Below are 20,964 nucleotides of genomic sequence, written 5' to 3'. Positions count from 1 at the left end.
AGGTGATAACTGCATGAAGCTCAAGACACAACTTTTCGGCCACACTTACGAATTTAAGTCTGTAAGGGAACTGATGGCCAAGGCGAACGAAGAAAAATCGGGCGACAAACTTGCGGGCGTCGCGGCTGAGAGCGCGGAGGAACGCGTCGCCGCAAAAGCGGTGCTTGCTCAAGTGACGCTTGCGGAGCTGCGCAACAGCCCCGCCGTCCCCTACGAACAGGACGAAGTGACGCGCATCATTCAGGACGACGTTAACGAGCAGATCTACAACGAACACAAGAACCAGACTGTGGGCGAGTTCCGCGAATGGCTGCTTGAAGAGGAGACGACGACGGAGATGATCCGCCGCGCGTCGCGCGGGCTGACGGCGGAGATGATAGCCGCGGTCTGCAAGCTGATGAGCAATCTGGACCTCATCTACTGCGCGAAGAAGATACCTGTTACGGCGCACTGCAACACGACGATAGGGCTTCCCGGCACATTCTCGTCGCGCTTGCAGCCCAACAACACGGTCGACGACCCGAAGGGCATAGCGGCCTCCCTGATGGAGGGATTCAGCCTCGGCTGCGGAGACGCGGTGCTCGGACTGAACCCCGTCGACGACAGCGTTGAATCAGTGGCGCGCATCCTCAAGATGTTCGACGAATTTAAAAACAAGTGGCAGGTGCCGACGCAGATATGCGTCCTCGCGCACGTTACGACGCAGACGGAGGCCGTGCGCAAATTCAACGCGCCCATCGACCTCATGTTCCAATCTGTGGCCGGCTCCCAGAAAGGCAACGAGGCCTTCGGACTGACAGCCGCGATGCTCGACGAGGGATACGAAATGATGCTGCATCACGGCACCTCGACCGGCCCGAACGTCATGTACTTCGAGACGGGACAGGGCTCTGCTCTTTCCTCAAACGCGCACAACGGCTGGGACCAGCTCACGATGGAGGCCCGCTGCTACGGCTTTGCCAAGAGGTATCATCCGTTCCTCGTGAACACCGTCGTCGGCTTCATCGGCCCCGAGTATCTTTACGACTCAAAGCAGGTGACGCGCGCGGGACTCGAAGACCACTTCATGGGCAAGCTCACCGGAATACCGATGGGCTGCGACGCCTGCTACACGAACCACATGAAGGCGGACCAGAACGACATTGAAAACCTGGCCACGCTGCTTGTCGCCGCGGGATGCAATTACATCATGGGCGTGCCGCAGGGCGACGACTGTATGCTCATGTACCAGTGCACCGGCTATCACGAAGCGCAGACGCTGCGCGAGATCTTCGGCCTCCGCCCCATAAAGCCCTTCGAGGAATGGATGCAGAAGATGGGCTTCCTTAACGATAAGGGATTCCTCACCCCGCTTGCCGGCGACGCGTCGGTATTCCTGGATAAGTAGGAGGCTTCTGAAATGATGGATCAAAATCAGCTCAAAACGATAATCGAACAGGTGCTACAGGAGATGAACCTTGGGCAGGCCGCCTCCGGCGCGCCAGGCGAAGCGGTGCTTAAGGAGATCACGAAAAATTCCGACGGCATGACCACCGAAACGATCACAAAGGTGGACGACGGATTCGTGCCGGACGTGACGACATTTGACATAAAAAAACAGTACCTTGTGGAGAACCCGAAGCATAAAGAGGAATTTTACGAATTAAAGCAGTTTGCCCCGGCGCGCCTTGGCATAGGACGGGCTGGCGCGCGCTACAAGACGCTGCCGATGCTAGAATTTCGCGCAGCTCATTCCGCCGCTCAGGACGCCGTATTTTCCGCGGTCGACCTTGAGTTTGTGGAAAAAATGAAGCTCTTCGTCGTGCGCTCAAAGTGCAATTCAAAGGATGAATACCTGACGCGCCCTGACCTGGGCCGCCAGCTCAGCCCGGAGGGCGCGCAGATGGTGAAGGAAAAATGTAAAAAGAACCCCACCGTCGAAGTTTTTGTATCTGACGGATTAAGCTCCGCCGCCGTCACGGAAAACATCGCAGACCTGCTTCCCGCGCTTTTACAGGGACTGCAAAGCTACGGCATCGATGTAGGCACTCCGTTCTTCGTTGAATACGGGCGCGTCGCGCTCGAAGACGAAGTGACGGAACTTACTGGCGCCACAGTCACCTGCGACCTCATCGGCGAACGGCCAGGCCTCATAACGGCGGGCTCGATGTCGGCCTACATCACCTACAAAGGAACGGTGGGGATGCCGGAGGCGCGGCGCACGGTCATATCCAACATCCACAAAGACGGAACGCCGCCTGTGGAGGCGGGAGCGCACATCGCCGAAGTGATAAAGATAATGCTGGAGAAAAAAGCCAGCGGCACAGATTTAAAACTATAACAGGAGGCACGGCTCATGAAAAGAGATCCCTTAAAAGCTAACGTACTTGCAACAAAGATAATCCCCAACGTCGACCCCTCCCTGGCTAAAGACCTGGGACTCTCGCCCGGGATGCGGTCGCTCGCGCTCATCACGGCGGACTCAGACGACGTCACCTACACGGCGCTGGACGAAGCGACGAAGGCCGCTGAAGTAGAGGTGGTCTACGCGAAGAGCTTCTACGGCGGCGCGGGCAACGCGACGACTAAGTACGCGGGAGAGATAATCGGAATACTGGCCGGGCCAAACCCCGCCGAAGTAAAAAGCGGACTTGCCGCCGCCGTCAACATGGTGGAAAACGTGGCTCATTTCGTCTCCGCAAACGACGACGACTCGGTGCCCTATTACGCCTTCTGCATCTCGCGCACCGGATCGTACCTTTCAAAGGCGGCCGGCATCGCCGAGGGAGAGCCGCTGGCCTACCTCATAGCGCCGCCGCTTGAAGCGGTCTACGGACTTGACGCCGCCATCAAAGCGGCGGACGTTAAAATATGCGTCTTCTACGCGCCGCCCAGCGAAACGAACTACGGCGGAGGACTGCTCACCGGAAGCCAGTCGGCCTGTAAGGCGGCCTGTGAAGCCTTTGCCGCGGCGGTCGAATACGTGGCGGAAAACCCGAAGGTCTGATAGATGAAGGCGCTCGGCATGATGGAGTTTCGCGGATACGTTCCTGCCGTCTGCGGGCTTGATACGGCGCTGAAGGCGGCGGAAGTCTCTCTGCTCTGCGCGTCAAAAGACGGCGGCGGCCTCTGTTCCGTATTCATTACGGGCGGAGTGGGCGCGGTGAGCGCCGCACTTTCCGCGGTATCGGCGGCGCTTGGTGACAAGCTGCTTTCTTCATCTGTCATTCCGCGTCCAGCGCAGCAGACGGCGTTTTTGCTCTCCGCTATGCCCCGTTCTCCTCTTGGCGAAGCGCCGGTGTGGAAAGCGCGCGATACGAAGGCCGCGCCGGAAGTTCCCGCGCCGGAAAAAATATCAGAAACTCAAAAGCAGCGCGCGGAAGAAAAAAAGCCGGCGGTGCTTTCGCCCGGAAGCGCCGATAATTCGTCGCTTCCTATGAAGGCCGAAGTGAAGGCCGAAGAAAATGTCCCGCAAAATGCGGCAAAAGAAGAGCCTCGCGCGTACAGCGCGGAAACGGAGCCGATGGCCGAGCTAGAAAAAGAACTTCGGCGCGAAGAGGCGGAGATGGAGCAGAAACTTTCGTCGATGACGCTGAAAGAGCTGCGGACGCTTGCGTTATCCTCCCGCATTGAAGGTTTTAGCGCGGAAAAAATAAGAAAGGCCGGAAAACAGAGGCTCATAGCGGCGATTATGAGAGAACAGGAGAGATAACATGCAGCTCTTTGATAAAGATCTTCTGTCCGTCCAGGAGGTGCGGCAGCTTGTCGCCGAAGCGAACGCGGCGCAGGTGGAGCTCGCCGGCAAAAGTCAGGAATTTGTCGACAGACTGACGAAATCCATAGCGAACGCCGGCGTCCGCAACGCGGAGCGTCTTGGCATCATGGCGTGGGAGGAGACGGGCTTCGGCAATCCCGCGGACAAAAAGATAAAGAACGTATTCGGCAGCCGCGCGGTCTATGAATATATAAGAAATTTAAAGACCGTGGGCGTAATAGACTGGGACCCAGAGAAGAGAGTGCGCACAATAGCGGTGCCGCTTGGAGTCATAGCTGGCATCATCCCTTCGACGAACCCGACGTCGACCACCTTCTATAAATCGCTCATCGCGATCAAGGCGGGCAACGCGATAGTTTTTTCGCCGCACCCGCAGGCGAAGAGATGTATTTTGGAATCTGTGAAGGTCATTCGTCAGGCGATATTAGAAGCGGGCGGCAACGAAAATCTCGTCGGCTGCATCTCGATACCGACGATGCAGGCTACCGACTCGCTTATGCGCCACACCGACGTAGCTCTGATACTGGCCACCGGAGGCTCTGCCATGGTACGCGCCGCCTACTCGTCGGGAACGCCCGCGATAGGCGTAGGCCCCGGCAACGGCCCCGCGTTCATCGAGCGTTCCGCCGATTTAAAAGAGGCCGTGGCGCAGATAGTCATCTCCAAGACCTTTGACAACGGCACGATTTGCGCTTCGGAGCAGTCCGTTATCTGCTGCGACGACTACGCCGCGGAAGTGAAAGCGGAGATGCAGCGGCAGGGCTGCTACTTCTTAGACGACGCCGAGCGCGAAAAGCTGGGAAAATTCATCCTGCGCGCAAACGGCACGATGAACCCGGCGATCGTAGGCAAAAACGCGCAGGTCATAGCGGGGCTGGCCGACATCCAAATACCGGACACGGCGAAGATAATAGTAGCCGCCGAGGACGGCATAGGCTACGGACATCCGTACTCGAACGAAAAGCTCGCGCCGATACTGGCCTTCTTCACCGCGCCCGATTACAAACAGGTCTGTGAAAAAAGCCAGGAGATCCTGCACTACGAGGGAGCGGGGCACACCTTCTCCATCCACACGCAGGACGAGGAGATAATAAATTACTTCTCAAAGCGCATCCCGGCGACGCGCATCATCGTCAACACCGGAAGCTCGCTCGGCGGCATAGGCGCTACGACGGGCCTTGTGCCGGCGCTCACTCTTGGCTGCGGAGCCGAGGGCGGCAGCTCCACGTCGGACAACGTCGGGCCGCTCAACCTTATCAACAAACGCTTCGTAGCATATCCGCTAAAGACACTCGCGGAGATAAAGGCCTCGATGCCGCAGTGCCCGGACGGCATCTGCGAGACGGGCCTCGACTCGCAGGCTATCTCCGATGTGGATGTGAACGCGGTGGTGGCGGAGATATTAAAAAGGCTTCAAAACGTATAGCAAAAAATCTAAAACGACAGCATACAGGAGGAAAAAAAGATGAATCAGCAGGCGCTTGGAATGATAGAGACAAAGGGACTCGTTCCCGCTATAGAGGCGGCGGACGCGATGGTAAAGGCGGCTAACGTCAACCTCATCGGTAAAGTGCAGGTAGGCGGAGGCCTTGTGACGGTAATGGTGCGCGGCGACGTGGGAGCGGTGAAGGCTGCGACGGACGCGGGAGCGGCCGCGGCGGAGCGCGTCGGGGAACTTCTTTCCGTGCACGTCATACCGCGCCCGGCGGACGAAGTGGACTATCTGCTTCCTTCGCTGAACCTTCCCAAATCCGTACAGGAATAAACTTACGAGCGGAAGCGGTGCCGCTTGCCGCGAGCTTTGCGCGTCACAGCGGCAGCCCGCGTTACAGAGGACGGTTTCACACAGACTGAAATATATCACCGGCCCCGGGAGGAAGTCCCGGGGCGCGGATCAAAGGAGTGGCTAAAATGGCAGACCAGCAGGCGCTTGGAATGATTGAAACACGCGGACTTGTCTCGGCTATAGAGGCGGCGGACGCGATGGTAAAGGCGGCTAACGTAAATCTTATAGGAGATGTCTTTGTAGGCGGAGGCCTTGTGACGGTAATGGTGCGCGGCGACGTGGGAGCGGTGAAGGCTGCGACGGACGCTGGAGCGGCCGCGGCCGAGCGCGTCGGAGAACTTCTTTCCGTCCATGTCATACCGCGTCCGGCGGCGGAGGTCGACTACATACTGCCGACGCTGAAAAAGTAGCGCGGCGCAGCACCATTTGCCGCAGCGAGTGACCAACACCGCGCCTCATTCGGATAACGCCGGACGAGGCGCAAGAGGAGATGATCCCTTTTGAGAGTCATAACCGAAACAATGCTGAGGGATGAACTTCGCCGCAGCGAACCGGAAGCCTATTATATCCCTGAGGGAAATATCCTCTCTCCGGCGGGGCGCGAATATCTTCAGCAAAGAAAGATAAAAATAATGAAGGGCGCGGCGCCTGCGGCCGTCTCCAAGACGGAGGCGTGCTGCTGCGGGCATGGCGAAGACGGCGGCGGCGTTCCTCAGGCGCGCGCCAAATACAGAGATTTTGAAACGGGGGCGCTCTACATGCAAAAGCCGGAGTACATGACGCAGCTTGAAGGCGACATGCTGGTGGTGAAAAACCATCCGCGCATAGCCTTTCGCGGAAAGCTCGACACGTTGCAGGCGATGATAGTCGAATATCAGGCGCTGCTTTCCGAACGCCCCGGAAACGACGCCGTCATAGCTCAGATGGAAGAGCTGCTCTCCGTGCTGCGCGAAGTAATGCGAAGCGACGCGATGGCCGATACGCTGCGTGTAACAACGATACTGGGACTGACGCCGGAAGAGCTGCGCGAACGTTCGCACGACCCGATGAAGTTTTACCATGTGAAGTACATGCGTCTGCCGGACTACAAGATGGGGCTTGCCTACGCCCTCATCAACAGGCTGCGCGCGGCGGCGCGCGAGGCCGAGGTAGCCGCGGTCTCCGCGTTTAAGGACGGCGGACGTTACGAACGCCAGGACATACTTGAGGTCTTCAACCGTCTTTCAAGCGCGCTCCATATAATGATGTGCCTCTATATCGAGGAGCATAAACTATGAGCGGCCCTGTAAACGAAATGACGGCGCGCGTCACGGAACGCGTCATAGAGGCTTTGCAGCTTGCCGGCATCGTCGAGGTGGAGGTCTCCGCGAGGCACGTTCATCTTTCGCGCGCCGACTGGGAGATGCTCTTTGGCAAAAAAGAGGGAGATCTGTCGCCGAAAAGGCCGCTCTCTCAGCCGGGGCAATATCTTTCCGAAGAGCGGGTGACGCTCATCTCGCCAAAGGGCCGCATGGAAAAGATAGCGGTGCTTGGGCCGTTTCGCACGCAGACGCAGGTGGAGCTTTCAAAGAGCGACGCGATAGCGCTGGGCGTCGCGGCCCCCATAAGAGAATCGGGCCATCTTGACGGCACCGGGCGAATCACAATCGAAGGCCCGTGCGGAGCTGTAACTATACCGCAGGGCGTAATAATAGCAAAACGCCACATACACGTGCCGCTTGGCACGGCAGAAAGCCTCGGCTTCAAAAACGGAGAGAAGGTAAGCGTCCAGCTCTTCACCGACAGGCCGATAATGCTCCAGGATGTAGTGCTGCGTGTCAGCGATAAATTCAGCTACCGGATGCACATCGACTTCGATGAGGCAAACGCGGCGGACGTCCAGGGCTTCACGCTGGGCCGCATCGTCAGGCAGGAGCCTATCCTATGATGGATCTTTCGCGCGTAAACGGCTATATGGCGCGTGTCGCCGCTTCGGAACGAGAGACCTTCTCCCCAGTAGGGGAAAAACTTAAGGTCGGATTAGACTTGGGCACCGCCTATATCGTCCTCGTCGTGCTTGACGCGGAGAACAATCCAGTCGCCTGTGAAAAAGAGGCGGCGGATGTGCTAAAGGACGGAGTCGTCGTCGATTACCACGGCGCTCTTGAGATAGTGCGCCGCCTTAAGGCGAAGCTTGAAGCGCGCCTTGGAAAAGAGCTAGCCAACTGCGCGATAGCGATGCCGGCCGGCACTGAAAGCAGCGCGCGCACGCACCAGTACATCGCGGAGGGCGCGGGCTTCGAGGTGACGCGGATACTTGACGAACCGACGGCGGCTAACTCCGTCTATCAAATAGAAAACGGCGTCGTAGTGGACATAGGCGGCGGGACTACGGGGCTTGCGCTCTTTAAGGACGGCGCCGTCACGCGCATCTACGACGAGCCCACCGGGGGGACGCACCTTTCGCTGGTCATCGCAGGCAACTATCACATAAAGTTCCCGGAGGCGGAGGCCATAAAGCAGGACTACGCGCGCCACGCGGAGATACTTCCGATAGTGCGTCCGGTAATAGAAAAAATGGCGACCATCGTAGACCGCAATATAGACAAAAGCGAGGCGGATACCATCTACCTGTGCGGCGGCACAAGCTGCCTCTCCGGCATCGAAGAGATCTTTAAAAAGGTGACCGGCATAGAGACGGTAAAGCCGGAGGATCCGCTTTTGGTAACGCCCGCCGGCATTGCAATGAACTGCTAAAGAAGGAGGTAAGTGTGCATGAACTATGACGACCTCGTGCTTGAAATAATAAATCGCGTCAACGATAAAGTGAACAAAGGCGAAGCCGCAAGCGCCGCGGCCGCCTCAAAAAAGCCGCGGCTTCTTGTCGCGGCTCAGGAAGACTGCGCGCTCTGTCAGGAGCTTAGAAGCGCGCCAGCCCTCTTGGAGCGTTTTGAGGTCGAGAGCTCGTTGTCGAAGCATTACGTGGACGATATCGAAAGCTGTTCCACCGTCGTCCTTTTTTCAATGGGTGTAAGCGACCTTGCGAAAATAGCTGATGCCTGCTGGGACGACGCCTATACAGATACCGCGGTGCGCGCCATCTTGCTCGGAAAAAAGGTCTTCATCGTCAAGGAGACGGTAGAACTTTTCGATTACCTTTCGACCGCGCCGCGCGCCTACTACGAGATGCTGCTGGGCAAGCTTGAACTTCTCCAAAGGGCCGGCGCAGCCGTTCTTCCCTACGCGCAGATGCTTCCCGCTCTGCTTGGCGAGGAGGGCTTCCCAAAATGGCAGAGCTGCCCCACATGCCAGACGTCAGCCGCTGAGGCGGCGCCCGCGGAAAAAATACGAAAAGCTGAAAAAGAGCTAACGCTCGACAAGCGCGTCATAACGGAAAAAGACGCAGCGGGAGCGAGAGCCGCGGGCGCGTCGCGCCTGCTGATACCGCTTCGCGCCATTGTAACCGACCTAGCAAAAGAATACGCCCAGTCGCAGGGCATAGTTTTCGTGCGCGTGTAAGGGAGGTGCGCGCATGAAAGTGGCGAGAGTCATCGGCAATATATGGGCTACGCGCAAGGACGCAAAACTCAACGCGCTCACGCTTCTCATCGTGCAGTGTATAGATGTAAGCACCGGCGAAGACGACGGCGCGCCAATAGTCGCGGCCGACATGATAGGCGCGGGCTTTGGCGAAACGGTCCTGGTCGTTAGCGGCAGCTCCGCGCGCACCGCGGTGGAAAACAACGCCGTGCCTGTGGACGCGACAGTGACCGCTATCGTTGACAGCTACGATTTGCAGAAAAAGGCCTGAGGCTCAGATGGACATCATAGAGGCGCTCTTTAAGGCCGGCGTGGTCGGCGAAGGCGGCGCGGGTTTTCCGACATGGGCGAAGCTGAAAGCAAAGGCCGAGTGTTTCATTGTGAACGCCGCCGAATGCGAACCGCTCATAGAGACGGATAAATTTCTGATGCGCGCCTTCCCAAACGAGATAGCGGCGGGAACTCTCGCCGCCGCAGCTCAGGTGGGCGCAAAGCGCGTCGTCTTTGCCACAAAGAAAAAATATACGGAGGAGATCGCCTCCATGCGCCGCGCCTTTGACGAACTTGCGGCGGAGGTGGAGTTTCTCCTCCTGCCCTCTTTTTACCCGGCGGGCGACGAACAGGTGCTCGTCTATTGCGCCACCGGCCGCTCTGTTCCCGCGCGCGGCCTGCCGCTTGACGTAGGCTGCGTGGTTGATAACGTAGGCACGCTGCGCAGCCTCTTTTGCGCGATAAACGGCGACGCCGTGACGCGGAAGTTTCTTTCCGTCACGGGAGAGGTGAAGGAGCCGATAATGCTCAACGTCCCGATAGGCGCCTCATTTCGGGAATGCGTTGCTCAGGCCGCGCCTCAAATCACGAACTACGCGGTGATAAACGGCGGCCCGATGATGGGCCTTACGATAAGCGGACAACAGGAGCTAGACGACGCCGTCGTTACGAAGACCACCGGCAATATTTTGGTGCTGCCGGAGGACCACTATCTTATAAAACGTTCGCGCGTTCCATTCGCGCGCATACGCCTCCAGTCGCGCAGCGCCTGCATCCAGTGCCGCTATTGCACAGACCTCTGTCCCCGCTGGCTTATCGGGCACGAGATGGAGCCTCATAAGGTGATGCGCGGCCTGTGGTGCGAAGGGCAGATAAAGACGGACGAAGAATTTGTAAGAGCCTTCGGAGACGCGCTGAACTGCTGCGGCTGCGGCCTCTGCGAACTCTTCTCCTGCCCGATGAACCTTTCGCCTCGCCGCGTCAACGAATATTTCAAAGGCGTGCTGCGGGCGCGCGGGCTCGACCAGAGGCCAGACCCGCATCCAGAGGCGCGCGCCTCGTTCAATCAGAGGCTCGTTCCTACCGACAGGCTCGCAGCAAGGCTTGACCTTTTGAAATATTATTTCCGGCACGCGCGAAACTGTGTGGAATATACGCCATCTGCGGTCTATATCCCGTTCAAACAGGGTATTGGCCGTCCGGCGGAACCGGTCGTCAAAGCGGGGCAGCGCGTGGAATGCGGCGAGCTGATAGCGCGCGCGGCGGAGGGGCTTTCGTCGAACGTGGCGGCAAGCATAGCAGGCATCGTGACTGAGGTAGACGCGCAGGGCGCGCGCATAAGAGGCGGGGTGAAGTGAAATGGGAAACGCGATAGCAATGACGGAGCTTTCGAGCATAGCCGCCGGCATAGAGACGGCGGACGCTATGGTCAAGGCGGCGAACGTAGAGCTGATCCACGCGGCGACAATCTGCCCGGGCAAATATATAGCGATAGTCCACGGCTCGGTCGGCGCGGTGCGCGCCTCTTTGAACAGCGGCGTCCAGTGCGCCGGACAGTATCTTGTAGACAGCCTTTTTATACCAAACATCGACCCTCAGATATGTCCGGCCATCATGATGACGACGAAGCCGGCGCTCACAGGCGCGCTCGGAGTGCTTGAATACTTCTCCGTAGCGGCGGCGATAATGGCGGCCGATGTGGCGGTGAAGGCGGCAAACGTAACGCTCATTGAGATACGCACCGGATACGCAATAGGCGGCAAAGGCTTTGTGACGCTCACGGGCGACGTAGGCTCCGTTCGCGCCGCGGTAGAGGCCGCCGAAAAAGAACAGCAGCTTTTGGTAAACGTTGCGGTCATCCCAAAACCGTCGCCGCAGCTTTTTGAGAAGCTCATCTAAAAGAGAAATATAAAAAGAAAGAGGGTATATAAATGTTTGACGAACTGTTAAAAAACCTCGCAAACACACAGGTGTTTACGACGAGCTTCCATGAATGGATGACGGGCGTCTCCATCAACTCCGTCATACTATTCATAATGATGATATTCATGCTGGTAGGCGCAATCGACAAAATACGCGGCAACAAGCTCGGCTACGGTGAAGAGTTTGACAACGGCTTCAACGCAATGGGGCCGCTCGCCATAGCGATGGCGGGCGTAGTAGCCGCCGCCCCCGTGCTTGCCATAATACTCAAGCCCTTCATAGTGCCTGTATACGGGCTTGTCGGCGCCGACGCCTCGATGTTTGCGACGACGCTGCTTGCCTGTGACATGGGCGGTTATCCGCTTGCCATGAAGATGGCGGCCGATCCGTCGATAGGCAACTTCGCGGGGCTTATCCTCGGCACGATGATGGGGCCGACGGTCGTCTTCACCATCCCCGTAGCGCTTTCCATCATCAGCGTCAAAGACCGCCCATACCTCGGCGCGGGCGTGCTGGCCGGCCTCGTTACTATCCCGATAGGCTGCATCGTGGGCGGCCTGCTCATGAACATGACGCCCTACAAGATCAGCCTCGCCACGATACTGGTCAACCTGATACCGGTCATCATCATAGCGGGGCTTATCTGCATCGGGCTGTGGTTCATCCCGCAGAAGATGATAAACGGATTCAACATCTTCGGCACCGCGGTGACGATAATCATCACCGTCGTTACGGCGATCGCTGTCTTTGAGTATCAGACCGGCATAAAATTCCCGCTCTTTGACCTGATGGTGGAGCCGGAGGAAAAGGGCGGCCTCGTTCCGCTTGAATCCGGGCTTCTTGTCTGCGGACAGATAGCGACGGTGCTCATCGGAGCCTTTCCGATGGTGAAATGGATAACGCGCACCTTCGGCAAGGCGCTTGAAAAGGTCGGCGAACACCTCGGAATGAACGAGGACGCCGCGGCGGGCATGGTCGCCAACCTTGCGAACAACATTGCGATGTTCAACCTCTTTGACAAGATGAACCCGAAGGGCAAGCTGCTCAACGTGGCCTTCACCGTATCGGCGGCGTTCGTCTTCGGCGACCACCTTGGATTCACAGCCGGCGCAAATCCCGACATGATCTTCCCTGTAGTCGTTGGAAAACTGGTGGCCGGCGTCACGGCGGTCATCCTGGCAAATTTCCTCGCCCCGATGCTGCTCTCCAAGATACAGGACGCCAAGGCGTAGCACGGAGGCTAAGGCTATGGGCATCAACGTAAGCGAAGAGCTGCTGCGCCAAATAGTGACCGAGGTTGTGCAGGGAATGGCCGCGAAGGCCGCGCCAGCGCTTCCCGAATTTTCAAAGACGGTGGACGCAAGCGGCGTCATACTGATAAAGAGCGACACCGTAAAATGCGAGCCCTTCCAGGGAGAGCAGGGCGTTAAACTGCGCGACGTGGTGACGCTGAAGGAGGCTCCGCGAATGGGCTGCGGCATCATGGAGCTCGATCATACAAGCTTTGAGTGGACGCTCACCTATGACGAGTACGACGTCGTATTTGACGGCGTTCTTGAGATCGAGATAAACGGAAACGTCATATCGGGTAAACCTGGAGATATAATCTACATCCCCAAGGGGAGCAAAATACACTTCCAGACGCCAAACACCGCAAGATACGCCTATTTCGTCTACCCGGCGAACTGGCAGGAGATATAACGGCAAAATCCCGGAGTGCAAGACGCTCCGGGATTTTGCTGTTAGGCAATAATAGAAACGAAATAAAAACGTTCGTCAATGAAGAAGAAAGCCCGGAAGCAGCGGATCGCTCTCATGACTTATGAGCCAGTTGAAGCCGATGATGTTCGCGCTGCCCTTTATAAACGGGATTATAGAACTGAATGTCCCTATCATCGGGCCATTTTCGTAATGGCCTTCAAAGGTCGTTCCAAGGATGCTGTCGTGAATAAAGCGCTCGCCGGGCGCAAGCTCTCCCCTTGATGCGAGCAGCGCCATCTTCGCGCATGTCCCTGTGCCGCATGGGGAGCGGTCTAGGTTGCAGGTGCCGAAGACGACGCAGTTGCGCGCCGCATGTCCCTCCCGATGCAGGCCGAACTCCGCGAGCAGTATTTTATTATTCTCAGGGATAAGCGGATGCTGCACTGAATATTGACGGTTGGCTTCTTCTATCGCCTCAACGCCTAGCGTCAGCAGCTTTGAGCATTCATGGGGGGCCAGCTCCAGGCCGAAGTCGTCCGCGTTCAGGATGGCGAAGAAGCTGCCGCCGAAGCAGATGTCGAATTTTATTGAATGGCCGAGAGACGGAAGATGAAGCTCAAGGTCAGAGGCATAGACAAAGGCTGGAACATTTTGCAAAGTGACGCTTACGGCCTCGCCGTTTTCCACTTCGACCTTAAGTGAGACTGGCCCCGCCGGAGTATCGAGCTTGATATTGGTAAATGGTTCAAAGACTGGAACCATCTTCAAATTCACCATCGCGGAGGCAAGGCCGATGGAGCCGTGCCCGCACATCGAGACGCTCCCGCCGGAGTCGCAGAATATGACGCCGGTATCCGCGTCTGCGCTCACCGGCGGCGTCATGATAGCGCCGAACATATCGGAATGTCCCCTTGGCTCCGTCATTATGAAACGCCTGAAATCGTTGTGATTGTTTCTAAAATCCTCCCAGCGCTCCGCCATCGTCGCGCCGTGAAAGAGCGGAGCGCCTCCGATGACGATTCTCGTAGGCTCTCCGCATGTATGCGAATCCACAACGGCAACCATTTTGCCTATTTTCATTTTATCATCTCCCAACTATTGCTCCATACAGTTGTTTAATGATAGCATTACGGGGTCGTGTTAGCAACTTTATATTATTATTTTTTTAAAAAAGAAAAATTATATAGTTTTTCATCTGATAATTCTGATAATTTATTTATGCCCGCTCCGAGATCCGGCGCATCCACTTCACGCCCTCCCACCATAATGTGGCGGCGGCCGCCGCCGCGATGCAGAGGATAAATTCAGAGAACGTAAGCGCGCTCAGCTTTGTCGCCGCGGCGATAGGTTTTACCGAGGACATGAGGATGAGTGCCGCAAGTATCCCGATGTTTACGAACCACGCGACTTTATCCGTGGCGGCACTCTTTGAAAAGGCGAAATCTTTCTCCGAACGGTTGACGTAGACGAGGAATAGATTAGAAAGCACCAGCACCGAGAGGAAGAAGGTACGCGCGTGGTCCTCGCCGCGGCCGAGGAGCAGATAGTAGGAGCCGAATGCCGCGGCGAATATGGCAAGCCCCTGCAGCAGCGCCTTGCAGAAGATGGCGCGAGTTACGATGGGCGACGAGACGGGGCGCGGCGGCCTCTTCATTATGTCCTTCTCCGCCGGCTGTCCCTCAAATATTATCGAGCAGGTGGGGTCGATTATCAGTTCAAGCAGCACGACGTGTATCGGCGACAGCAGCACCGGCAGCCCCAAAAGCGGCGCAGCAAGCGCGGAGAGCGCGATGGGGAAGTGTATGACCATCACATATTCCATAGCCTTGCGGATGTTATCGTATATTTTCCGGCCGTCGCGTATGGTGCTTACAATGGTGGAGAAGTTGTCGTCAAGCAGCACCATGTCCGCCGCCTCGCGCGCCACCTCCGTGCCGCGTCCGCCCATCGCGATGCCTATGTCCGCGTATTTCAGCGCTGGCGCGTCGTTCACACCGTCGCCGGTCATGGCGACTATCTCGCCTCGCGCGCGCAGCGCCTTTACTATCTGCATCTTCTCGCGAGGAAGTATCCTTGAAAAAATAGTGACGTCTTTGAATTTTTCAGAACTTTCGTCAAGCGCGTCTAGCTCTTCTCCCGTTATCATCACATGTTCCTCTTCGCTTTCGCCAAGCCCCACCTCGTGGGCTATCCTGTGCGCGGTGGAGCTGTTGTCTCCGGTTATCATGACGACGCGTACTCCAGCGTCGGCGCAGGCCTTTATCGAGGCTGGCACGTTCTCGCGCGGAGGGTCTATGAAGGCGGCGAGGCCGACAAGTGACAGGGTGCAGTCAGTCATCTTGTCCGGTATCTCTTTCATCTCCGCGCGCGCCACGGCGAGCACACGGCAGCCGGCGTCCGCCAGCCTTTGCTGTGCAAGCTCCGCCTCCGCAAGCTGCGTTTTGCTAAGCGAGCAGAGTTTGAAAATATTCTCCGGCGAGCCCTTTGCCGCGGCGTATTTTTTGCCGTCTATCTCCCAGATATGGGCCATCATGCGCGACTCCGACGAGAAGGGGTATTCATGCACGAGCCTGTGCGACTGCAATTTTTTTACGTCGATGCCGCTTTCTGCGGCTTTCTTTAAAATCGCGCGCTCCATCGGATCGTACGGGTCTGTCTCCGAGGCGAGCGCCGCGGTCTCAGCAAGCAGTTTTTCCGCGTTGCCCAAAAGCGGCGTCAGTTCTTTTAATGTCATGCGGTTTTCCGTAAGGGTGCCTGTCTTGTCCACGCATAGCACCGTTACCGCGCCCAGCGTCTCAACCGACGGGATGCGCCGAATGAGCGCGTTGCGTTTCGCAAGCCTCCACGCGCCGAGCGCAAGAAAGACCGTCAAAACTACCGGGAATTCCTCCGGTATGGTCGCCATCGCTATGGTGATGCCGGCAAGCGCCGATTCTACAAGCGACGCGCCTGTGCGCCATGTGGCCGCGATGACAAAAAGCAGCATGACGAAGCTGAATATCGAACAGTCGCGGACAAGCTTTCGCGTCTGCCTTTCAAGCGGCGTCGGGCGGTCGGGAGCGTCAGCTACGTCTTTTCCGATTTTTCCGTATTCCGTTGCAAGTCCGGTAGCCGTCACGCAGGCTACGGCGCGCCCAGCTACTACGCTTGTCCCGGCGTAGCAGTGGTCCGTCCGCCAGTGGCGAGAGTCGGCCCCAGTCTCCTGCCGCGCCTTCCATACTATATCGGCCTCTCCTGTAAGCGTAGATTCGTCCACGCCAAAGCCGTCCGCTTCAAGCACGCGCGCGTCGGCCGAGATGCGCTCTCCCTCCGAAAGCAGCATCACGTCGCCCGGTACGACCTCCTCCGACGGTACGGAGATGATGGCGCCGTTTCTTATGAGTTTCACTTTGGGCGAAGAGAGCGATTTGAGCGCGGAAAGCGTCTTGTCCGTTTTCCACTCCTGATAGATGTTTATGCCGCCCATGAAGATGACGAAGACGAGCATGAGTATGCCGTCCCGAGGCTCCCCAAGGAAGAAATATATGCAGGCGGCACCGATGAGCAGCAGGAAGACCGGCTCCGTGAAGAACTTCAACACTTTGATAAGCGGGGAATTTTTCCTTTCCTCCGTAAGGCTGTTTGCGCCGAATTTCGCGCGCGCAGCCGCCGCCTCTTCATTTGTCAGTCCGCAATATTTTTCCGTGGTCTCCATAAAAAACTCTCCTTTAAATTTCTATGTCTCTGCCGCCGAATATATAAAAAGAGCCGCAGGATCGTCTAATAACGGTCCCGCGGCCCTGAATTTCAGTCACGCTGCCGGGTTGTTGTCCCAGCCCAGCCCCACGTCGGTCAAACCGACATCGCCTGCTCCATGTTTAATTGAGAGGAATTTTAAAAGAATCAGCAGAGCTTGTCAAGAGCCTCCAACCCGTTTTGCGCCGTGCTATTTTACGCCGCCGAAAAGGTCGTTCATCGCCTCGCTCATTACAGGGTGCGTAAATATCATGTCACGCAGAGCGGTGTATTTGATATTTTCGTTCATCGCGAGCGTCACGATGTTTATCATTTCGTGAGATTCGTCGCAGAAGAGCGAAACGCCGAGAATAAGTCCGCTGTTTGCATCGACCACGGCTTTGAGCATCCCTGTGTAGCGCTCCATCGCATGCGCGCGCGGAAGCGACGTCGGCAGCAGCGTCGCAGTTTTGACCTCTATATTTTTTGCACGCGCCGCCTTTTCGGTGAGGCCTACGCGCGACAGAGTAGGCGAAAGAAATACGCTGTAAGGGATGTTGCGCCCGACGTTGGTTCTCACGCCGTCCGTCATGTCGGACAATACTATCCGCGCGTCGTCCTGTGATATATAGGTGAACTGCGCGCCGCCTGTGACGTCGCCGATGGCCCAGACGCCTGTGACGTTTGTCCGCATCCTTTCGTCCACGGCCACCGCGCCGCGCGGAGTCTGCGCAACGCCCGCCGCGTCAAGCCCAAGCCCGTCGGTGTTTGGGACGCGCCCCGTTGATATCAGCACCGCGTCCGCCGCCGCGCTGTATTCTCTGCCGTCCGCAAGATAGGCTACCGTTGTTTTTTCTCCAGTTGTGCGCAGCGACAGCACCTTCACGCCAAAATGGAATTTTATTCCCTGGGCAAGAAGCGCCTCCTTGACGCAGGAGGCTATCTCCGCGTCCTCGTTTGGCATGAACTCCGCCAGGTCCTGCAGCACCGTCACGTTTGCGCCAAAACGGCTGTAGATAGAGGCGAACTCAAGCCCGATGTTGCCGCCGCCTATAATGACGAGGTCGCGCGGCAGCTTGTCAAGCTCAAGCATCTCAGTGCTCGTGTAGACCTTTTTCGCCGCGGCGAGCCCTTCTATGTCAGGAATGAACGGCTTTGAGCCGGTGTCAATAATTATTTTGTCAGAAGAAAGCTCGCGCGTGAAATCTCCGCCCCTTACAATGACGCTGTGCGGCCCGGTAAACTCCGCCGTCCCCGTAATGAGGTCGATGTTTGGGTTTGAGCTGAAGGCCGCGAACATCTTGGCGTTGAGCTTTGCGCGCAGCGCCTTTTTCGCCTCTATTGCCTTGGCGTAAAAGGCCGCCTTTTCCTCAAAGGTAGGGAATGCGAAAAGACGCGCCTCATCCGCGCGGTTTACAAGGAATTTCGTCGGTACGCAGCCGACGCTCGGGCACGTTCCGCCGTACATCGTATCTGATTTTTCTATGAGCGCGACCTTCTCGCTTCGCCCCGCCAGCTGACCCGCCAGCACCTTTCCGCCTTTGCCTGATCCGATGATTATCGCGTCAAACTTTTCCATGTACAGAGCACCCCTTTGAGTTAGTTGTTTATATGTAATATTTAATAGTACATATTATATCTCAGTCACATATAAAAGGATATAGTCTATAATTACCAATGCTGAGTAAAATTGCTTAATCTGCGTCTGTAAAAGGAAGATAATTTATGATAAGATACGCCGCTCCGATCATTATGCTTTTTGTCTCAAATATTTTCATGACATACGCCTGGTACGGGCACTTAAAATATCTTGGGATGAAGCCTCTCATCGCCGCCATCGTCATCAGCTGGGGCATCGCTTTTTTTGAATACTGCTTTCAGGTGCCGGCAAACCGGATGGGGCACACGCTCTATTCTCTGCCGCAGCTCAAAATAATGCAGGAGATAATAACGATGGCCGTTTTTGCCGGCTTCACCGTCTTCGTGATGAAAGAAAAACTGACTCTCAACTATCTATGGGCGTCACTCTGCATGTTCGGCGCGGTATTTTTTATTTTTCGTGGGAATTGAGAGCATCCTGCGCGTGCGGCTGAGTATTGACGAGCCATACCCCCAAAATTATCATAGCGCCGCTTATAAACAGCCAGAAGGTAAAACGTTCGCCGATGACGAAATATCCAACGAGCACGCCGACCAGCGGTTGTAAAAACTGAAAGACCATCAGCTTCGCCACGGGTATGCGCGCGGCGGCGATGTACCAAAAGAGATAGGCAAGCCCCGAGCATAGAAAGCCAAGCAGCGCAAGCGCGCCCCACGTCTGCCAGCGAAAGCCCGTGACGACGGAAATGCCCGTGTGAGTCGCGGCAAGCAGCGGCAGGCACATAAGCGTCGCAAATATCATCTCCCAAAAGAGAGTGAAGACCGGAGGGTATTGTTCTTTGCTGAAAAGCCAGCGCGTTATCACCATGAACGAGGCCCAGTTCAGCATCGAAACTGTAATGAGGAAGTCTCCAAAATTATAGGCGGAAAGTCCGGCTGCGCCGCGCGTGCCCAGGCTCAGAACGAGCGCCACGCCAAGAAAGGCCGTGATTATACCGCAAATGCCCCGCGCGTTTATCTTTTCTTTAAGAAAGAGCGCGGCAAGCAGAGCCGTAAGGGCCGGCGAGGCCGTCATCTGCCAGTTCGCGTTCGCTGTTCCCGACGTCTGCATCGCCACAGTCTGGATGCCGAGATGAAAGAAAAAGCCGAAAAAACCAAGCGAAGCGAGTATCGCCGCCTGTTTTGCCGAAGGCAGCTTCATCTCGCCCATAAAAAGCGCGGCGGCTCCCAGCACCGGAAGAGAGAGCACAAAACGCAGCGTCATAACAAGAAGCGGAGAGGCCTGTTCCAGCGCCATCTTAGCTCCGGCGAAGCTCGCTCCCCAGAAGAGTATAGCAAGCACCACCATAAAATAAATATGCAGCATTCCTTTTTTAGCCACGCAAAGCTCCCCTTATAACGATTGAATAAACACGCCCAATATAATAGAGCCACGCGCGGCAAAAAGCTATGCTGCATCTATAAATAGGTTCAAATAAAAGATTCCTTAAATCTCATCGGCCTCATAGGCCATATCAATGTGCGGGATGCCGTCTTCGGGATATTCTTCGGAGATCGGACGAAAGCCGAGAGAGGTGTAAAAATCCATCAGATAAACCTGTGCGCCGATCTTTATTATTCTCTCCCCGAGCCTGTTTGCCGCGAAATCTATCGCGTGCTCCATCATCGCCCGCGCAAGCCCGCGTCCTCTGAACTGAGGCGCGACGGCGACGCGGCCCATCGCAAGAGCGTCGTAAGTGACCCCCGGCCGGAGGATGCGCATAGAGGCGGCAAGGCCTCCGTCGTCGGCATAAGAAAAGAGCTGCCACGCGCCGCGGTCCGCTCCGTCCACGTCAGGATAATGGCACTGCTGCTCGACAATAAAAATTTCACAGCGAAGCTTTAAAATATCATAAACCTCAGATGCCGTAAGTTCGTCAAAAACCTTGATCTGCCATTTCATGCAAGCGCCTCCGATCTTTTTGATAGGCATATTATACAGCGTTGAAAATCATCACGGCCTCCCTGCGGCAAAATGGTAAAGTTTCCGTGCCTGTAAATCAGCAAATTTGTAAGCAAAGATATACGCTATATTAGCAAAGAAAGCGGCAAAAAAGCCTTGCACTAAGCCGGGTGTCCTTATCCAAAAGCCTTAAAAAAGGGTTGACGCGGAGTCCAAAGCGTTATATACTACTCCTTGCTTCGCCGCGGGACGGCACATCGCCGAAAAAACCAAAGCAAGCGGCACCATGACAAAAAGAATAAAGAGAAAGCAAAAGAAACTTCATCATTACTTTTCTTTTAGAAGAGTAAAAAGTGAAGGGTCCTAAAGAAACTAGTCAAGCCGCGCAAGCGGCAAGACGAAATCGTCAGCGAATTTGAGAGCAACACGCCAGAAATCAAACGGAGAGTTTGATCCTGGCTCAGGACGAACGCTGGCGGCGTGCTTAACACATGCAAGTCGAACGGAACACCCTTGAAAGAGACTTCGGTCAATTGATGGGAATGTTTAGTGGCGGACTGGTGAGTAACGCGTGAGGAACCTGCCTTTCAGAGGGGGACAACAGTTGGAAACGACTGCTAATACCGCATGAAGTATGATTGGGACATCCCAGACATACCAAAGATTTATCGCTGAAAGATGGCCTCGCGTCTGATTAGCTAGTTGGTGAGGTAATGGCCCACCAAGGCGACGATCAGTAGCCGGACTGAGAGGTTG

Annotated in this window: 22 protein-coding genes, 1 rRNA gene and 1 riboswitch; of the genes, 18 read left to right on the top strand and 5 right to left on the bottom strand. The window is 56.3% G+C overall.

Translation table 11 applies throughout. The features are described 5' to 3' along the window. Positions 1 to 13 precede the first annotated feature (13 nt). The 16 genes from RRY12_03995 to RRY12_03920 all read left to right on the top strand — a co-directional run bounded on the left by RRY12_03995 (position 14) and on the right by RRY12_03920 (position 12,953). A complete protein-coding gene (locus RRY12_03995) occupies positions 14 to 1,387 on the top strand; it encodes an ethanolamine ammonia-lyase subunit EutB (GenBank protein ID MEG2183817.1) in 1,374 nt (457 codons plus the stop codon). Between the two features lie 12 nt (positions 1,388 to 1,399). Then, complete coding sequence (gene eutC, locus RRY12_03990) at positions 1,400 to 2,320, top strand: ethanolamine ammonia-lyase subunit EutC (GenBank protein ID MEG2183816.1); 921 nt, start codon at positions 1,400 to 1,402, stop codon at positions 2,318 to 2,320. A gap of 15 nt (positions 2,321 to 2,335) precedes the next feature. Then, on the top strand, positions 2,336 to 2,986 hold the full coding sequence (gene eutL / locus RRY12_03985; GenBank protein ID MEG2183815.1) for an ethanolamine utilization microcompartment protein EutL: 651 nt from the start codon (positions 2,336 to 2,338) through the stop codon (positions 2,984 to 2,986). A gap of 3 nt (positions 2,987 to 2,989) precedes the next feature. Next, the gene (locus RRY12_03980) at positions 2,990 to 3,691 is read left to right on the top strand and encodes a BMC domain-containing protein (GenBank protein ID MEG2183814.1); all 702 of its coding nucleotides are present in this window, start codon (positions 2,990 to 2,992) and stop codon (positions 3,689 to 3,691) included. Position 3,692: 1 nt separating this feature from the next. Continuing rightward, positions 3,693 to 5,180, top strand: coding sequence for an acetaldehyde dehydrogenase (acetylating) (locus RRY12_03975; GenBank protein MEG2183813.1), 1,488 nt, complete (start codon positions 3,693 to 3,695; stop codon positions 5,178 to 5,180). A 39-nt stretch (positions 5,181 to 5,219) separates the two neighbouring features. Beyond that, a complete protein-coding gene (locus RRY12_03970) occupies positions 5,220 to 5,519 on the top strand; it encodes a BMC domain-containing protein (protein ID MEG2183812.1) in 300 nt (99 codons plus the stop codon). Between the two features lie 146 nt (positions 5,520 to 5,665). Next, entirely contained in the window at positions 5,666 to 5,950 is a 285-nt protein-coding gene (locus RRY12_03965; protein ID MEG2183811.1) for a BMC domain-containing protein, read from the top strand. 90 nt (positions 5,951 to 6,040) lie between these two features. Next, positions 6,041 to 6,817, top strand: coding sequence for an ATP-binding protein (locus RRY12_03960; GenBank protein ID MEG2183810.1), 777 nt, complete (start codon positions 6,041 to 6,043; stop codon positions 6,815 to 6,817). After that, positions 6,814 to 7,467, top strand: a complete 654-nt coding sequence (gene pduL / locus RRY12_03955; GenBank protein MEG2183809.1) for a phosphate propanoyltransferase — start codon at positions 6,814 to 6,816, stop codon at positions 7,465 to 7,467. The genes RRY12_03960 and pduL overlap by 4 nt, the downstream gene beginning before the upstream one ends. Further along, the gene (gene eutJ / locus RRY12_03950; GenBank protein MEG2183808.1) at positions 7,464 to 8,276 is read left to right on the top strand and encodes an ethanolamine utilization protein EutJ; all 813 of its coding nucleotides are present in this window, start codon (positions 7,464 to 7,466) and stop codon (positions 8,274 to 8,276) included. Before pduL ends, eutJ begins: the two co-directional genes overlap by 4 nt. An 18-nt stretch (positions 8,277 to 8,294) precedes the next feature. Beyond that, a complete protein-coding gene (locus RRY12_03945) occupies positions 8,295 to 9,038 on the top strand; it encodes a hypothetical protein (GenBank protein MEG2183807.1) in 744 nt (247 codons plus the stop codon). Positions 9,039 to 9,051: 13 nt separating this feature from the next. Beyond that, the gene (locus RRY12_03940) at positions 9,052 to 9,330 is read left to right on the top strand and encodes a EutN/CcmL family microcompartment protein (GenBank protein ID MEG2183806.1); all 279 of its coding nucleotides are present in this window, start codon (positions 9,052 to 9,054) and stop codon (positions 9,328 to 9,330) included. Positions 9,331 to 9,337: 7 nt separating this feature from the next. After that, positions 9,338 to 10,687 (top strand): 4Fe-4S dicluster domain-containing protein, encoded by a 1,350-nt coding sequence (locus tag RRY12_03935; GenBank protein MEG2183805.1) that lies wholly within the window; start codon positions 9,338 to 9,340, stop codon positions 10,685 to 10,687. Between the two features lies 1 nt (position 10,688). Continuing rightward, positions 10,689 to 11,228 (top strand): BMC domain-containing protein, encoded by a 540-nt coding sequence (locus RRY12_03930; GenBank protein MEG2183804.1) that lies wholly within the window; start codon positions 10,689 to 10,691, stop codon positions 11,226 to 11,228. Positions 11,229 to 11,260: 32 nt separating this feature from the next. Beyond that, positions 11,261 to 12,484 carry an ethanolamine utilization protein EutH gene (locus RRY12_03925; protein ID MEG2183803.1) on the top strand — a complete coding sequence of 408 codons (1,224 nt, stop codon included), beginning with the start codon at positions 11,261 to 11,263 and terminating at the stop codon, positions 12,482 to 12,484. A 16-nt stretch (positions 12,485 to 12,500) separates the two neighbouring features. Beyond that, positions 12,501 to 12,953: an ethanolamine utilization protein EutQ gene (locus RRY12_03920; protein MEG2183802.1), complete on the top strand. Its 453-nt coding sequence runs from the start codon at positions 12,501 to 12,503 to the stop codon at positions 12,951 to 12,953. A gap of 75 nt (positions 12,954 to 13,028) precedes the next feature. On the opposite strand, the gene RRY12_03915 is transcribed toward RRY12_03920, so the two are convergent. The 3 genes from RRY12_03915 to RRY12_03905 all read right to left on the bottom strand — a co-directional run bounded on the left by RRY12_03915 (position 13,029) and on the right by RRY12_03905 (position 18,246). Then, positions 13,029 to 14,033 (bottom strand): proline racemase family protein, encoded by a 1,005-nt coding sequence (locus RRY12_03915; protein ID MEG2183801.1) that lies wholly within the window; start codon positions 14,031 to 14,033, stop codon positions 13,029 to 13,031. Between the two features lie 136 nt (positions 14,034 to 14,169). After that, positions 14,170 to 16,647: a cation-translocating P-type ATPase gene (locus RRY12_03910; GenBank protein MEG2183800.1), complete on the bottom strand. Its 2,478-nt coding sequence runs from the start codon at positions 16,645 to 16,647 to the stop codon at positions 14,170 to 14,172. A gap of 70 nt (positions 16,648 to 16,717) precedes the next feature. Then, a riboswitch (NiCo riboswitch) is annotated at positions 16,718 to 16,817 on the bottom strand. Positions 16,818 to 16,878: 61 nt separating this feature from the next. Next, positions 16,879 to 18,246, bottom strand: coding sequence for an FAD-dependent oxidoreductase (locus RRY12_03905; protein ID MEG2183799.1), 1,368 nt, complete (start codon positions 18,244 to 18,246; stop codon positions 16,879 to 16,881). Positions 18,247 to 18,392: 146 nt separating this feature from the next. On the opposite strand from RRY12_03905, the gene RRY12_03900 reads away from it, so the two are divergent. Then, a complete protein-coding gene (locus RRY12_03900) occupies positions 18,393 to 18,737 on the top strand; it encodes a DMT family protein (protein ID MEG2183798.1) in 345 nt (114 codons plus the stop codon). On the opposite strand, the gene RRY12_03895 is transcribed toward RRY12_03900, so the two are convergent. Then, positions 18,718 to 19,647 carry a DMT family transporter gene (locus RRY12_03895; protein ID MEG2183797.1) on the bottom strand — a complete coding sequence of 310 codons (930 nt, stop codon included), beginning with the start codon at positions 19,645 to 19,647 and terminating at the stop codon, positions 18,718 to 18,720. The two genes, RRY12_03900 and RRY12_03895, sit on opposite strands and share 20 nt — an antisense overlap. A gap of 105 nt (positions 19,648 to 19,752) precedes the next feature. Beyond that, positions 19,753 to 20,208, bottom strand: a complete 456-nt coding sequence (locus tag RRY12_03890; protein ID MEG2183796.1) for a GNAT family N-acetyltransferase — start codon at positions 20,206 to 20,208, stop codon at positions 19,753 to 19,755. Positions 20,209 to 20,645: 437 nt separating this feature from the next. Between RRY12_03890 and RRY12_03885 the strand changes: the two genes are divergently transcribed. Then, positions 20,646 to 20,964 (top strand): 16S ribosomal RNA (locus tag RRY12_03885); the annotation flags it as partial.

Source organism: Cloacibacillus sp. (assembly GCA_036655895.1).
Classification (GTDB): domain Bacteria; phylum Synergistota; class Synergistia; order Synergistales; family Synergistaceae; genus JAVVPF01.
The sequence above is the reverse complement of the archived record's forward strand: the minus strand, read 5'-3'. Positions and strand labels throughout refer to the sequence as shown.